Origin of the sequence: Daeguia caeni, assembly GCF_042653845.1 — a bacterium.
Lineage (GTDB): Bacteria > Pseudomonadota > Alphaproteobacteria > Rhizobiales > Rhizobiaceae > Brucella > Brucella caeni.
Map to the genome: position 1 here is coordinate 1 of NZ_JBHSEL010000124.1, position 14,333 is coordinate 14,333.

The window sequence follows — 14,333 nt, forward strand, 5'->3', positions numbered from 1 at the left end:
TTCAGACAATCCAACCTGGCGAATGCTTAAACTACTTCGCCAGTGCTGGATATGGTTCCATCAAAAAGTGAAATGCTCTAAAGTAATAATGCGACCATATAATAAGGATTCCTTACTAATGTCGAAAACCCTCCCGGATCCCGATTCATTTGGCTTCCTGCTGATGGATGTGGCGCGCCTTTACCGTGCTGAAGTTGACCGCCGCATCGGCAATGCCGGGCTGGACATTACCCCTGCCGAGGCGCGCACGCTGGTTCATGCCGCTCGCCATGGGCCTGTGCGCCAGACGGTTCTGGCCGAACGCATGGGCATCGAGGCCATGACCCTGTGCGGCTATCTCGACGGGCTGGAAGCGCATGGCCTGATTGTGCGCGTGGCTGATCCGGATGACCGGCGTGCCAAGCAGATTCACCTGACCGATGCGGCTGAACCGGCCTTGCAGGTCATCCTGAACATTTCAAAGGATATTCGCGCCGCCGTTTCGCGCAGCATGAGCGCGCAGGAATGGGACGCAATCAACGCACTTCTGAAATCCATACGCAACAATCTGGCCGAGGCCGCGCCGGATTGTTCCCCCAGTCACATGGATAGCCACAAGAAATGACAATACATCCTGATCCATTGAAAAAAGCCGCAGCCAGGGCGAATGATGATGCCCCGATCATGAGTGAGCTACGCGTCGGCATTGTCGGGGGCCTCCTTGCCGCGATCGGCTCGATCTCGATGTCGCTCTACACACCAGCGATGACGGAAATCGTACAAGCTTTTGGTACAACCGAGGCCATGGTGAAAATGAGTCTGTCGGTCTATTTCGGCGGCTTTTGCATGGCGCAGCTTATCTGTGGGCCATTGTCGGATGGCTTTGGGCGCAGACCGATCACCATTGCCTTCATGGGCATTTATCTTGCGGCAAGTGTTCTGGCGGTTTTTTCGACCGATATCGAGACATTGCTGGCCGCGCGTTTTTTGCAGGGCATCGGCTCTGCTGTCGGCGTGACGGTTTCGCGGGCGATCGTACGCGATCTTTTCACTCATGAGGCATCAGCCCGCGTGATGAACCTGATCGGCATTGTCATTTCCGTGGGGCCTGCCATATCACCAACCCTTGGCGGGCTGACCATGGAATATTTCGGCTGGCACGCCATTTTTCTGGTCATGGTCATGCTGGGCATCAGCGTGGTGCTGATGGCGATATTCGTCATCAGGGAAACGGTGGAACGGGATTTAAGCCGCATCCGGCCCAAGGAGTTGGTGCGTTCCTATGGAACCTTGCTTACCAATCGCTACTTCATGCTGCCGAGCCTGTCGGTTGGTGGCGCGACGGGGGCGCTTTATACGGCTGCAACCATCCTTCCCTTCATCCTGATGGGACGGGTCGGCATGTCGGCGACGAATTTTGGCGTCGGTATGCTGCTGCAGACGGGATCCTATCTGGCTGGTGGTCTCGCTTATCGGCGCGTGATGAAATATTACACCCCGCGCCAGCTTGGCATTGTCGGCATCATTGCCATTGGGCTTGCCAGCCTCCTGATTGCATTATTGCTGACCTGTTTTGAACCGAGTTATCTGCGTGTCATGGTGCCTATGGGTCTGTTTGTCTTTGGCATTGCCTTGATCATGCCGGTTTTGTCCTCTGCAGGCATGCAGCCATTTCCGAAAATGGCGGGTGCAGCATCTGCCCTGATGGGCTTTTTCCAGATGGGTGGCGGACTTCTTGGCGGTGTTCTGGCTGCCGTTATCGGTGATCCGGTCCATGCCTTCGCAATTCTTCTGCCTGCGCTGGGGATTGTCTCGACAGTCTGCTTTCTGTTGTGGCAACGTCTGCCGGAGCCATCACGGGCGGCTGTCGCCAAGTGATTGGAAAATGCCGCAAGTTGGCCTGCAAGGGGTTGACTTTGTGCGCCTCTCGTCGCAAACCACACACCAGCGGTGTTATTCAAGTCCGACCGCATCTTTCAACCGGAGTTTTCTCTCTTATGCCAAGCGACAGTCAGAGTCGATTGTGTCAGCCGTCAAGGCAACTCGTGGTCTGATCGTGCGCGGTCGGCTCGCCGGGTCTGCCTTTGACGGCGGATCGACAGAAAGGCGAGCCCATGAACGGTTTCAAAACCGATAACCACTTCTCCCCGGAAGTATTGAACGTTGCCGATCTGCCGGCAGCAGCAATCGCTGTCCGTATTGCAGGCATGCATACGGGTGATGCGGTTGAACTCGTCAACGAGCTTGATCTCGATGATGCAGTTGCCGTCATCGCAAAGCTTTCGCACGAGGATGCCATCCGGCTTCTCGACCAGCCGGAGCTGGAACGTGCGCCGGAAATCATTTCAACGCTTCCGCCCGGTCTGGCAACGCTGTTGCTTGATGGCATGTCGGCTGACCGTGCGACCGACGTTTTCCAGGAACTGGATGATAGCGAACGCACTGGGCTGTTTCCCATTCTGGCGCCGGAAACCAAGGCCGCGCTGAAAAAGCTGATGGGCTATCCGGACAATACGGCCGGATCGCTGATGACCATCGAATTCACCGTAGTGCCTTCCAACTGGAATGTCGGGCAGACGCTTGAACATATCCGCCGTGTCGAGCGCACGCGCGAGACGGTGTATGCCATTTATGTGGTCGATCCGAAAACGCGCGTGTTGCAGGGTGTGGTCAGTCTGCGCCGCCTGATCATCCGTGAGGCGGATGAGCCGATCCTTGCCATTGCGCGTGATGAGGAGCCGATCACCATTTCACCGCTGGCAAGCCGCGATGAAGTTGCACGCATGTTCCGCAAACACGACCTGCTTGCCGTTCCGGTTGTTGATGAAAGTCGGCATATTCTGGGTATTGTCACGGTGGATGACGTGCTGGACGCCATGACGGAAGATGCCAGCGAAGATGCCTACCGTTTTGGTGGTATGGAGGCGCTCGACAAGCCCTATATGCGCATTGGCTTCTGGGAAATGCTGAAAAAGCGCGGTGGCTGGCTGGGTGTGCTGTTTATTGGCGAAATGCTGACGGCAAGCGCCATGCAACATTATGAGGATGAGCTGGAAAAGGCGATTGTGCTCACCCTGTTCATTCCGCTGATCATGTCGTCGGGCGGCAATTCCGGCTCGCAGGCAACGTCACTCATCATTCGTGCACTTGCCTTGCAGGAAATCAAGCTCAAGGACTGGTGGCGTGTTGTCTTGCGTGAGCTGCCATCTGGCCTAGCGCTTGGCAGCTTCCTTGGCATAATCGGCATTGCCCGTATCATTGCCTGGCAGCAGCTTGGCATTTATGACTATGGCGAATACTGGATTCTGGTGTCGCTGACAGTTGGTCTGGCGCTGGTTGCCATTGTGACCTTCGGTTCGCTCACAGGCTCCATGCTGCCATTCATACTCAAACGGATCGGTTTTGACCCGGCCAGTGCATCGGCGCCTTTCGTGGCAACCCTTGTCGACGTCACCGGATTGGTGATCTATTTCACCGTGGCCACGCTTATCCTTTCCGGCACGCTTTTATGACGTGACCGCCCAAAAATGGCCGGTTTTTACGGATAAGATTTCAATCAATCAGGTGTTTTACGATGAAAAACGGGGCAGTCGCTGACTGCCCCTTTCTAAATCCGGAAAAAACCTGTATGAGCGCCGCATTGTTTTTCCGCGCGGGGCTACTTGTGGCGCGCCTCCCAACTCATACAGAAGTGATCTCATATGGAATTGCGTAATATCGCTATTATCGCACACGTCGATCATGGCAAGACTACCCTGGTCGACGAGCTCCTGAAGCAATCCGGTTCGTTCCGCGAGAACCAGCGCGTTGCCGAACGCATGATGGACTCCAACGATATCGAAAAGGAACGCGGGATCACGATCCTTGCCAAGGCGACCTCTGTTGTCTGGAAGAACACCCGCATCAATATCGTTGACACCCCGGGCCACGCCGACTTCGGTGGTGAAGTCGAGCGTATCCTGTCGATGGTGGATGGAGCGATTGTTCTGGTTGACGCCGCTGAAGGCCCCATGCCGCAGACCAAGTTCGTGGTCGGCAAGGCGCTGAAGGTTGGTCTTCGCCCGATCGTGGCGATCAACAAGATCGACCGCCCGGATGCCCGTCATGAAGAAGTCGTCAACGAGGTCTTTGATCTCTTCGCCAATCTCGATGCGACTGACGAGCAGCTCGACTTCCCGATCCTCTATGGTTCGGGCCGCAATGGCTGGATGGCGCTCAATCCGGATGGCCCGAAGGATGAGGGTCTTGCGCCCCTGTTCGATCTCGTGCTGAAGCATGTTCCGGCGCCAAAGGTTGCTGAAGGCCCGTTCCGCATGATCGGCACGATCCTGGAAGCCGATCCGTTCCTCGGCCGCATCATCACTGGTCGTATTCATTCGGGCTCCATCAAGCCGAACCAGTCGGTCAAGGTTCTGGCGCAGGATGGTTCGCTGCTTGAAACCGGCCGTATCTCGAAGATCCTCGCCTTCCGCGGCATTGAACGTCAGCCGATCGAGGAAGCCCATGCGGGTGACATTGTTGCGATTGCCGGCCTGTCCAAGGGCACGGTTGCGGACACGTTCTGCGATCCATCGGTTACCGAGCCGCTTGCCGCCCAGCCGATCGACCCGCCAACGGTTACCATGTCCTTTCTTGTCAATGACAGCCCGCTTGCCGGCACGGAAGGCGACAAGGTGACAAGTCGTGTTATCCGGGATCGTCTGCTGAAGGAAGCCGAAGGCAATGTCGCGCTTAGAATTGAGGAATCGACCGAGAAGGATTCCTTCTATGTTTCCGGTCGCGGTGAACTGCAGCTTGCCGTCCTGATCGAAAACATGCGCCGTGAAGGTTTCGAGCTTGGCGTATCGCGTCCGCGCGTCGTCATGAAGCAAGGCGAAAACGGCGAAATGCTGGAGCCGATCGAGGAAGTTGTCATCGACGTCGATGAAGAATATTCGGGCACGGTTGTGCAGAAAATGTCGGAACGCAAGGCCGAAATGGTCGAGCTGCGTCCGTCCGGCGGCAATCGCGTGCGTCTGGTGTTCTATGCGCCGACCCGCGGCCTCATCGGCTATCAGTCGGAACTGTTGACCGATACGCGCGGCACGGCAATCATGAACCGCCTGTTCCATGATTATCAGCCATTTAAGGGTGAGATCGCTGGCCGTAACAATGGTGTCCTGATCTCCAACGATCAGGGCGAAGCTGTGGCTTACGCGCTGTTCAATCTTGAGGATCGTGGCCCCATGATCATCGAGCCGGGCATGAAGGTTTATGCCGGCATGATCGTTGGCATCCACAGCCGCGACAATGATCTGGAAGTCAATGTTCTGAAGGGAAAGAAGCTCACCAACATCCGTGCCGCCGGCAAGGATGAGGCCGTGAAACTCACCCCGCCGATCAAGATGACGCTGGAACGCGCCCTGTCATGGATTCAGGATGACGAGCTGGTGGAAGTGACGCCAAAGTCGATCCGCCTGCGCAAGCTCTATCTCGATTCCAACGAGCGCAAGCGTTTCGAAAAGAGCGGCAAGACCGTCGTCGCCTGATCGATTTCAGCACGATTGCAAAGGCCGGGTTCGATGGTCGAACCCGGCCTTTTGTTTCGATCCATGTTCACATTGCTGCTCAGGGTTTGCGCGGATAAGGCCATTTCCAGTCGCGCACTTCCGGCATGTCTTCACCATGCTCGCGCACATAGGCATGATGCCGATCAAGCTTTTTACGGAACGCTTTGATCGTCGTTTCTGCCTGTGCCTTATCCATTGGCAGATGTTCGAGGGCCGCGATTGCCAGATGATAGCGGTCAAGTTCATTCATCACCGCCATGTCAAATGGCGTAGTCGTGGTGCCTTCCTCGATAAAGCCGCGGACATGGAAATTCGGATGATTGGTGCGCTTATAGACCAGCCGATGGATGAGATAAGGATAGCCGTGATAGGCAAAGATCACCGGACGGTTGCGCGTGAACAGGCGGTCGAATTCCTCGTCCGAGATGCCATGCGGATGGTGCTGCGGTGATTGCAGCGTCATCAGGTCAACGACATTGACCACGCGTATGCGCAAATGCGGCACGGCCTGACGCAGAAGATCGACCGCTGCCAGCGTTTCCATTGTCGGCACGTCACCAGCACAGGCCATGACCAGATCAGGCTCCAGCCCATCTTCGGTGCCGGCCCAGTCCCAGATGCCAAGCCCGGCTTCGCAATGTCTGCTTGCCTCTTCAAGCGACAGCCATTGCGGCGCTGGTTGCTTGCCTGCGACGATGACATTGATGCGGTTCCATGTCTTCAGGCAGTGGTCGCCGACCCAGAGAAGCGTATTGGCATCTGGCGGGAAATAACAACGCACAATATCGGCGCTTTTATTGGCGACAAGATCGACAAAGCCCGGATCCTGATGTGAGAATCCGTTGTGGTCCTGCCGCCAGACATGCGAGGTGAGCAGATAGTTGAGCGAGGAGACGGGCTTGCGCCATTCCAGTTCGCGCGCAACCTTCAGCCATTTTGCATGCTGGTTGAACATGGAATCGACAATATGGATGAAGGCTTCATAGCAGGAGAAGAAGCCGTGGCGGCCAGTCAGGAGATAGCCTTCCAGCCAGCCCTGGCACATATGTTCGCTCAGAATTTCCATCACCCGGCCATCGGCGGCAAGATGATCATCGCTGTCGAAAGTTTCGGCCATCCACACGCGGTCGGTCGCCTCAAACACGCTGCTTAGGCGGTTGGATGCTGTTTCATCCGGGCCAAAGACGCGGAAATTCTTCTCGGCTTCATTGAGCTTCAGGACATCGCGCAAGTAATTGCCCAGTACCTTGGTCGATTGCTCTTCAACCGCGCCGGGCTGGGTGATCTTGACCGCATAGGCATCCAATGCAGGTGTCTTCAGTTCCTTGCGCAGCAGGCCGCCATTGCCATAAGGGGTTGCGCCCATGCGCTTGTTGCCCTTTGGCGCGAGGGCCTGCAATTCGGGCTTCAGCCTGCCGGTTTCGTCGAACAGGTCTTCCGGTCGATAGCTGCGTAGCCAGTCTTCCAGGATCTTGCGATGTTCTTCGTTCTCGCGGCAGGCAGCCACCGGAACCTGATGCGACCGCCAGTGGTTTTCGACCATCTTGCCGTCAACGATCTTCGGTCCTGTCCAGCCTTTCGGGCTGCGCAAAATGATCATCGGCCAGCGTGGGCGCTTGTTTGATTTCGGATCAGCGTTTTTCTTGATCGTTGCAATGCGGTCAAACACGGTATCCAGCGTGGCGGCCATTGCCTGATGCATCTTTTCCGGCTCGCTGCCTTCAACAAAGAAAGGCTCATAACCATAGCCGCTGAAAAGCTGGGTCAGTTCCTCATCGGACAGACGCGCCAGAACTGTCGGATTGGCGATCTTGTAGCCGTTGAGATGCAGGATTGGCAGAACTGCGCCATCGCGTGCCGGATTGAGGAACTTGTTGGAATGCCAGGCGGTTGCAAGCGGGCCGGTTTCCGCCTCACCATCGCCGACCACGCAGGCAACAACCAGATCGGGGTTGTCAAAGGCAGCGCCAAAGGCATGTACCAGCGCATAGCCAAGTTCGCCGCCTTCATGGATGGAGCCCGGTGTTTCGGGCGCTGCATGGCTTGGGATGCCACCGGGGAAGGAAAACTGTTTGAACAGTTTTTTCAGGCCCGCTTCGCTCTGGTCGATGTCTGGATAGATCTCGCTATAGGTGCCTTCCAGATAGGTATTGGCCACCATGCCGGGGCCGCCATGGCCGGGGCCGCAGATATAAAGAATATCGGTATCACGCTTGTTGATGATACGGTTGAGGTGGGCATAAATGAAATTCAGCCCCGGTGTTGTGCCCCAATGGCCAAGCAGGCGCGGCTTGACATGTTCCGGCTTCAGCGGTTCACGCAAGAGCGGATTGTCCATCAGATAGATCTGGCCGACGGAAAGATAATTGGCAGCACGCCAATAGCGGTCAATGAGCGACAGTTCCTGATCGCTGAGCGGTTGGGCGTTCACGTGAGATGCCATGTGTCTATCCTTTGCCGTGAGATGCGATGTCGCTCGCCATGATGGTCGCAAGCGTTTCGTCTGCGATAACCTGTTCTTCATCCGTCTCCAGCACGAAAGCTGAAACCGGACTTGATTGCGTTGTGATGCGGAAACTGTTGGTGGCATTGGCAGCTTTGTCCAGCTCCAGACCAAGCCAGGTAAGCCGTTCGCAAACGGCCTCGCGCACGAAAGGCTGGTTTTCGCCAATGCCGGCGGTAAAGATCAGCGCGTCAATGCCGCCAATCGTGGCAGCAAGGCGGCAGATTTCCCCGGCAATGCGCAAGGTGAAGACGTCAAGCGCGGCAAGTGCTGCCGGCGAACCATCGGCCAGAAGATCGCGCGTGTCGCCGCTGATGCCGGAAAGACCAAGCAGCCCCGATTTGTGATAGAGCAGATCCGACAGTTCATCGGTGGAATGGCCGTTCTGGCTTAGAAGATGCAGCAGAACGCCGGGGTCAAGCGCACCACTGCGGGTTGCCATCGGAATGCCGTCCAGCGTGGAAAAGCTCATGCTTGTGTCATGGCTGACGCCATCTTTCATGGCGCAAAGGCTGGCGCCGCTGCCAAGATGTGCAGCGATGATGCGTTTTCTTGCAAGCGCCGGATCGTGCGTGGCGATCTTGCCGATGATCGATTTGTAGGAAAGCCCATGAAAGCCATAACGCTTGATGCCTTGCGCATAAAGTTCGGCCGGCAGTGCAAAACGGCGCACCGTTTCCGGCATGGTGCGGTGAAAGGCCGTGTCAAAAGAGGCCGCTTGCGGCAGAGGCGGATAGGCTTCACGCAGGGCGCGGATCAGGGCAACGCAGCGCGGCTGGTGCAGCGGCGCAAAGGATGACAACTGATCGATCTTTGCGAGGCTTTCATCATCGATCAGCACGGGGCCGGCAAATATATCGCCGCCATGCACCACGCGATGCCCGATCATGGCAATGCGGTTCATGTCGATATGGGCGGACAGATGGGTGGCTACTTCCAGTAGGATGGCGGCAATGGGCGCATCAGCCTTGCTTGTCAGCATGAAGGCATATGCTTCGTTATCCTGTCTCAGGTGAAAGGATGGCGGCTCGGTACCGAAATCAATCACACCCTTGGCGATGCGGCGGGCGGATGCCTGATCAAACTGGAAAAGGCCAATCTTGACAGTTGAAGAACCGGCATTGAATGTCAGGAGAAAGCCGCTCATATCTGTTCTCCTCCCTTGCCTCATCAACTGAAGAGACCCGCACAGCTATCGGCTAACAGAAAGCTTATGCGATGCAATTGATTCCGATCAAGTCTCCCTTGGCGCAATATTTCATGAAATAAAGGGCGGCCAGGCCGCCCTTTGAAAGCTGATCCTTGCAGTGCTTGCGCTCAGAGCGAAACAGCGTCGAGTCCCTGTTCGTACAGACGGTCGAGCAGTTCGACTTCTGCGGCGCTCAGGCTGATGCCTTCGCTTTCCGATTTCTTGCGTGCGTCAAAGCGGCGCTGGGATGGCAGGCGGGCACCTTGAGCGACAATCGCCTCGAAGAAGCTTTCCGCGCGTTCAAATGGATTGCCTGGACGGCCAGCCGAAAAAGCTTCCGGCGAGAAGGCGAGGATCAGCTCGCCATGCATGGGAGAAAGCGTGGTGGTGCCGAGATAGTCCAGTACTTCCGGGCTGGTGCGGTCGCCGATCATGATGGCGGCAAGCAGCTCGATCATGGTGCTGATGGCCGACCCCTTGTGACCACCAAATGGCAGCATGGCGCCAGCAAGTGCGGTTTCAGGATCGGTGGTCGGGTTGCCTTCGGAATCGATAGCCCAGCCTTCTGGCAACTGCTTGCCAGCGCGGCGGTGCAGTTCGATCTCGCCACGCGCGGCAACGGAAGTCGCAAAGTCGAATACATAAGGCGGCTTGTTTTCACGTGGCCAGCCGAATGCATAGGGATTGGTGCCAAGCAATGGCTTGGTGCCACCGGCAGGCGCAACGGTCGCATAGCTTGGGCACATGATCAATGTGGCCAGACCATAGGCCGTGACAGCTTCAACTTCCGGCCAGAGAGCGGTGAAATGGCTGCAATCATTGACAACCAGTGCTGCCAGACCGTGTTTGTGCGCACGCTCCGCCAGAACCGGCAGGCCAAGTTCAAAAGCAGGATAGGAAAAACCGCTCTTTGCATCGACGCGCACAATGGCCGAAGCCTCCTGCTCGACCAGTTCGGGAATGGCCGTCGGATTGACCTTGCCAGCCTTGACCGTACGCAGCGCACCTTCAATGCGATAGACGCCGTGCGACTTGCAATGGTCGCGTTCTCCAGCAGCAAGCACTCGCGCTAACGCACCCGCCTGCACCTTGTTTAGGCCTGCCTTCTTGAATATGGCTTCGACACGCTCCTGAAGGGTGGCGACGGTGAATGTGGCGCCGTTGGTCATCAATTGTCCCTCGTTTTCGAATTTCTTTTATCTTGTCATGGTATGCCAGATTTGTATACATACTGTATGCAAATTTGGGCGCTGTGCAACTCTCCTTTTATTGATAGTGAGAGTTTTATGAAGCGATATCTATAGAAAGGTTTCGACGGATGGCATTCATTCCTACCGGAAAAGTTCTGATCGCCGGCGAGTGGCAGGACGGTGTGACGACGTTTCAATCATCGCCAGCGCATGGTCCCGTACATACCTTCTTTTCTGCCACGCTTGAGCAGGTAAACAAGGCCTGTGAAGCAGCGGAAGACGCATTCTGGAGCTTTGGCTATTCAAGCCGTGCCGAGCGCGCAGCCTTCATCCGCACGATTGCTGCTGAAATTGATGCGCGCATTGAAGATATCGTTGTCATTGCCATGCAGGAAAGCGGCCTGCCGGAAGTACGCTTGCGCGGCGAGTGCGGCCGCACGACCGGCCAGCTGCGCCTTTTTGCCGATCACATTGAAAAGGGTGATTATCTCGACCGCCGCGTTGACCCGGCACTTCCCGATCGCCAGCCGGCGCCGCGCCCGGAAATCCGCCTGATGGAACGCCCGATCGGCCCGGTCGCCGTCTTTGGTGCGTCCAACTTCCCGCTTGCTTTCTCGACCGCTGGCGGTGACACGGCTTCCGCTCTTGCCGCTGGCTGCCCGGTTGTGGTCAAGGGCCATCCGGCCCATCCCGGTACCTGCGAAATCATCGCGCTTGCAATTGAGGCAGCGATCAAGAAATGCGGTGTTCATCCGGGTGTCTTCTCGCTCATCCATGATGCCGGCTATGAAATCGCGCATGCGCTGGTCAAGCATCCGCTGATCAAGGCTGTCGGCTTTACCGGCTCGCTTGCCGGTGGCCGCGCCCTGTTTGATCTTTGCGCCGCACGTCCGGAGCCAATTCCGTTTTTTGGCGAGCTTGGTTCGGTCAATCCGATGTTCCTGCTGCCGGAAGCCATCAAGGCACGCGCCGAAACGATTGGTCAGGGCTGGATTGGCTCGCTGACGCTGGGCGCTGGTCAGTTCTGCACCAATCCGGGCATTGCGATCGTGATTGATGGTCCGGATGCCGAGCGTTTCATCGCTTCCGCCGTTGAAGCCGCATCCAAGGTTGGCCCGCAGACCATGCTGACCGACGGTATTGCCGCCGCCTATCGCAAGGGGCAGGCCCGCTTTGAGGCCAGCAATGCGGTCAAGACGCTTTATCGTACGGAATCGGAAGGCCGTCAGGCGCTGCCGAATCTTTATGAGACCACGGGCGATCGCCTGCTTGCCGATCATACGCTGCGCGAAGAAGTTTTCGGCCCACTTGGCCTTGTCGTGCGCGTCGGCTCGGTGGATGAGATGATTACGCTTGCCAAGGGTTTTGAAGGCCAGTTGACCTCGACCATTCATATGGATGATGCTGATCTTGCCAATGCCCGCCGCCTGCTGCCGGTGCTGGAGCGCAAGGCTGGCCGTGTTCTGGTCAACGGCTTCTCGACCGGCGTGGAAGTAATCGATTCCATGGTTCATGGCGGACCTTACCCGGCCTCGACCAATTTTGGTGCAACCAGTGTTGGCACACTGGCGATCCGGCGTTTCCTGCGTCCGGTCTGTTATCAGAATTTGCCAAGGGATCTGTTGCCGGAAGATCTGGCATTTTAATCTGATGGGGCCGGAAGAATGCGTGAATGCGATGTAATTGTTATTGGTGCTGGTGTTGTTGGTCTGTCGGCGGCGATCATGGCGCATGCCCGTGGGCGCAAGGTGACCGTGCTCGACCGTGAGGGGCCAGCTGCGGGCGCTTCGGCAGGTAATGCCGGGGCTTTCGCCTTCACGGACATTCTTCCGCTTGCTTCCCCTGGCATCCTGCGCAAGGCACCCAAATGGCTGCTTGATCCGCTGGGGCCGCTTACCGTGCCGCCGGCCTATGCGCTGAAGATCCTGCCATGGATGTATCGTTTCTGGCGCGCCTGCTCGCCGGCGCAGGTTGCCAAATCCATCACGGCACAGACGGCCATGATGGATCTCGCCAAGGCAGAGCTTGAACCTTTCCTGCACATGACCGGGACTTTCCCTATGCTGCGCAAGGAAGGCAATCTTCAGGTCTATGAAGGTGAGGCAGAGTTTCGCGCATCCTTCACCGGCTGGAAGGCGCGCGAGGATCATGGCATTGAATTCCGTCATATGAATGCTGCTGAAATGGCGGAAATCCAGCCGGGGCTGTCACCACGCTTCACCCATGGCACCTTTACGCCGGGCTGGTATTCGATTGCCGATCCCAAGCTTTATACGTTGGCATTGGCGGATTATTTCCGCGCCAGCGGCAGCGCGATCGAGCGGGCGGATATTGTCGATATTCGACCGGTTGAAGGTGGGGTGGAAGTGATCAGCGCTGACGGACGCAGCTTCCGCGCCAGGGATGTGGTGCTTTCGGCTGGCGCTTTCTCGCATCGTCTGGCTGCCAGGCTTGGCGAACGCATTCCGCTGGAAACCGAACGCGGTTACAACACGACCTTGCCATCAGATGCTTTTGATCTGCGGACACAGATCACCTTCGGCGGACATGGTTTTGTCATTACGCGGCTTTCGACCGGCATTCGCGTTGGCGGCGCGGTTGAGCTTGGCGGTCTTGAGCTGCCGCCGAATTTCCGCCGTTCTGAAGCCATGCTGAACAAGGTAAAGGCATTCCTGCCTGGTCTGAAGCCAGAGGGTGGCGTGCAGTGGATGGGCTTCAGGCCGTCCTTGCCTGATACGCTTCCGGCCATTGGTCGCGCAAAGGCAACGGCGCATGTGATTTATGCTTTCGGCCATGGTCATCTGGGGCTGACGCAATCGGCAGGCACGGCGCGCCTGGTCGCTGACCTGTTGAGCAACGCCACGCCGCCGATCGACATGAAACCATTTTCCCCGCAAAGATTCTGACTGAGGTCACGCAATGGCTAATTACACTTTCTCCTGCATTGACGGGCACACCTGCGGCAATCCGGTTCGGCTGGTTTCCGGTGGTGCCCCGCGCCTTGAAGGCGCCAATATGCTGGAAAAACGCGCACATTTCTTGCGCGAATATGACTGGATTCGCACTGGCCTGATGTTTGAGCCGCGTGGCCATGACATGATGTCCGGCTCGATCCTTTATCCGCCGACACGTCCGGATTGCGATGTTGCCGTGCTGTTCATCGAAACGTCCGGCTGCCTGCCCATGTGCGGCCATGGCACGATTGGTACGATCACCATGGCGATTGAAAATGGCCTGATCACACCGCGTGAGCCGGGCAAACTGTCAATCGACACACCTGCGGGCAAGGTTGACATTACCTATCGTCAGGAAGGCCGTTTTGTTGAGGAAGTGCGTCTGACCAATGTGCCGGGCTTTCTTTATGCTGAAGGTCTGATGGCGGAAGTGGAAGGGCTGGGTGAAATTGTGGTGGATGTCGCTTATGGCGGCAATTTCTACGCCATTGTTGAGCCGCAGAAGAATTTCACCGACATGGCAGATTATACCGCCGGTGAGCTGATCGGCTGGTCGCCAAAGCTGCGCGCAGCGCTCAATGAGAAATATGAATTCGTCCATCCGGAACATCCGGAAATCCGTGGTCTCAGCCATATCCAGTGGACGGGCAAGCCAACCAAGCCGGAAGCCCATGCCCGCAATGCTGTGTTTTATGGCGACAAGGCGATTGACCGTTCGCCTTGCGGCACGGGCACTTCGGCGCGCATGGCGCAGCTTGTCGCCAAAGGCAAGTTGAAGGTTGGTGATGAATTCGTGCATGAATCGATCATCGGTTCGCTGTTCAAGGGCCGGGTCGAGGCGGCAACCACGGTTGCTGGCCGCGATGCGATCATTCCATCCATCGCCGGATGGGCACGCCAGACCGGCATCAACACGATCTTCATTGATGATCGTGACCCATTCGCCCATGGTTTCGTGGTGAAATGAGC

General features: G+C 57.0%; 10 protein-coding genes. 7 read left to right on the forward strand and 3 right to left on the reverse strand.

The genetic code is table 11. The features are described 5' to 3' along the window. Nucleotides 1-118 precede the first annotated feature (118 nt). From ACFO1V_RS13630 to typA, 4 genes are all read left to right on the forward strand, one after another. A complete protein-coding gene (locus ACFO1V_RS13630) occupies nucleotides 119-604 on the forward strand; it encodes a MarR family winged helix-turn-helix transcriptional regulator (RefSeq protein WP_374831046.1) in 486 nt (161 codons plus the stop codon). 59 nt (nucleotides 605-663) lie between these two features. After that, the gene (locus ACFO1V_RS13635; RefSeq protein WP_374831048.1) at nucleotides 664-1,857 is read left to right on the forward strand and encodes a multidrug effflux MFS transporter; all 1,194 of its coding nucleotides are present in this window, start codon (nucleotides 664-666) and stop codon (nucleotides 1,855-1,857) included. 236 nt (nucleotides 1,858-2,093) lie between these two features. Continuing rightward, the gene (gene mgtE, locus ACFO1V_RS13640) at nucleotides 2,094-3,491 is read left to right on the forward strand and encodes a magnesium transporter (RefSeq protein ID WP_374831050.1); all 1,398 of its coding nucleotides are present in this window, start codon (nucleotides 2,094-2,096) and stop codon (nucleotides 3,489-3,491) included. Between the two features lie 189 nt (nucleotides 3,492-3,680). Continuing rightward, the gene (gene typA / locus ACFO1V_RS13645) at nucleotides 3,681-5,507 is read left to right on the forward strand and encodes a translational GTPase TypA (RefSeq protein ID WP_374831052.1); all 1,827 of its coding nucleotides are present in this window, start codon (nucleotides 3,681-3,683) and stop codon (nucleotides 5,505-5,507) included. Between the two features lie 79 nt (nucleotides 5,508-5,586). Here typA and ACFO1V_RS13650 read toward each other — a convergent pair whose 3' ends face one another. The 3 genes from ACFO1V_RS13650 to ACFO1V_RS13660 all read right to left on the reverse strand — a co-directional run bounded on the left by ACFO1V_RS13650 (nucleotide 5,587) and on the right by ACFO1V_RS13660 (nucleotide 10,389). Beyond that, entirely contained in the window at nucleotides 5,587-7,971 is a 2,385-nt protein-coding gene (locus ACFO1V_RS13650) for a phosphoketolase family protein (RefSeq protein WP_374831054.1), read from the reverse strand. Between the two features lie 4 nt (nucleotides 7,972-7,975). Then, a complete protein-coding gene (locus ACFO1V_RS13655; RefSeq protein WP_374831056.1) occupies nucleotides 7,976-9,178 on the reverse strand; it encodes an acetate/propionate family kinase in 1,203 nt (400 codons plus the stop codon). Nucleotides 9,179-9,348: 170 nt separating this feature from the next. Then, nucleotides 9,349-10,389 (reverse strand): Ldh family oxidoreductase, encoded by a 1,041-nt coding sequence (locus ACFO1V_RS13660; protein WP_374831058.1) that lies wholly within the window; start codon nucleotides 10,387-10,389, stop codon nucleotides 9,349-9,351. A 149-nt stretch (nucleotides 10,390-10,538) separates the two neighbouring features. Between ACFO1V_RS13660 and ACFO1V_RS13665 the strand changes: the two genes are divergently transcribed. From ACFO1V_RS13665 to ACFO1V_RS13675, 3 genes are read left to right on the forward strand one after another with little or no spacing between them, the layout of a single operon-like run. Continuing rightward, on the forward strand, nucleotides 10,539-12,056 hold the full coding sequence (locus tag ACFO1V_RS13665) for an aldehyde dehydrogenase (NADP(+)) (RefSeq protein WP_374831060.1): 1,518 nt from the start codon (nucleotides 10,539-10,541) through the stop codon (nucleotides 12,054-12,056). Nucleotides 12,057-12,074: 18 nt separating this feature from the next. Next, complete coding sequence (locus ACFO1V_RS13670) at nucleotides 12,075-13,316, forward strand: NAD(P)/FAD-dependent oxidoreductase (RefSeq protein WP_374831062.1); 1,242 nt, start codon at nucleotides 12,075-12,077, stop codon at nucleotides 13,314-13,316. Nucleotides 13,317-13,329: 13 nt separating this feature from the next. Beyond that, nucleotides 13,330-14,331 (forward strand): 4-hydroxyproline epimerase, encoded by a 1,002-nt coding sequence (locus tag ACFO1V_RS13675; protein ID WP_374831064.1) that lies wholly within the window; start codon nucleotides 13,330-13,332, stop codon nucleotides 14,329-14,331. Nucleotides 14,332-14,333 lie beyond the last annotated feature (2 nt).

Bases quoted from the DNA above. Each gene is read 5' to 3' on its own strand.
- ACFO1V_RS13670 (WP_374831062.1), top strand. From the start codon at position 12,075: ATGCGTGAATGCGATGTAATTGTTATTGGTGCTGGTGTTGTTGGTCTG.
- ACFO1V_RS13650 (WP_374831054.1), bottom strand. From the start codon at position 7,971: ATGGCATCTCACGTGAACGCCCAACCGCTCAGCGATCAGGAACTGTCG.
- typA (WP_374831052.1), top strand. From the start codon at position 3,681: ATGGAATTGCGTAATATCGCTATTATCGCACACGTCGATCATGGCAAG.
- ACFO1V_RS13635 (WP_374831048.1), top strand. From the start codon at position 664: ATGAGTGAGCTACGCGTCGGCATTGTCGGGGGCCTCCTTGCCGCGATC.
- mgtE (WP_374831050.1), top strand. From the start codon at position 2,094: ATGAACGGTTTCAAAACCGATAACCACTTCTCCCCGGAAGTATTGAAC.
- ACFO1V_RS13665 (WP_374831060.1), top strand. From the start codon at position 10,539: ATGGCATTCATTCCTACCGGAAAAGTTCTGATCGCCGGCGAGTGGCAG.
- ACFO1V_RS13630 (WP_374831046.1), top strand. From the start codon at position 119: ATGTCGAAAACCCTCCCGGATCCCGATTCATTTGGCTTCCTGCTGATG.
- ACFO1V_RS13660 (WP_374831058.1), bottom strand. From the start codon at position 10,389: ATGACCAACGGCGCCACATTCACCGTCGCCACCCTTCAGGAGCGTGTC.
- ACFO1V_RS13655 (WP_374831056.1), bottom strand. From the start codon at position 9,178: ATGAGCGGCTTTCTCCTGACATTCAATGCCGGTTCTTCAACTGTCAAG.
- ACFO1V_RS13675 (WP_374831064.1), top strand. From the start codon at position 13,330: ATGGCTAATTACACTTTCTCCTGCATTGACGGGCACACCTGCGGCAAT.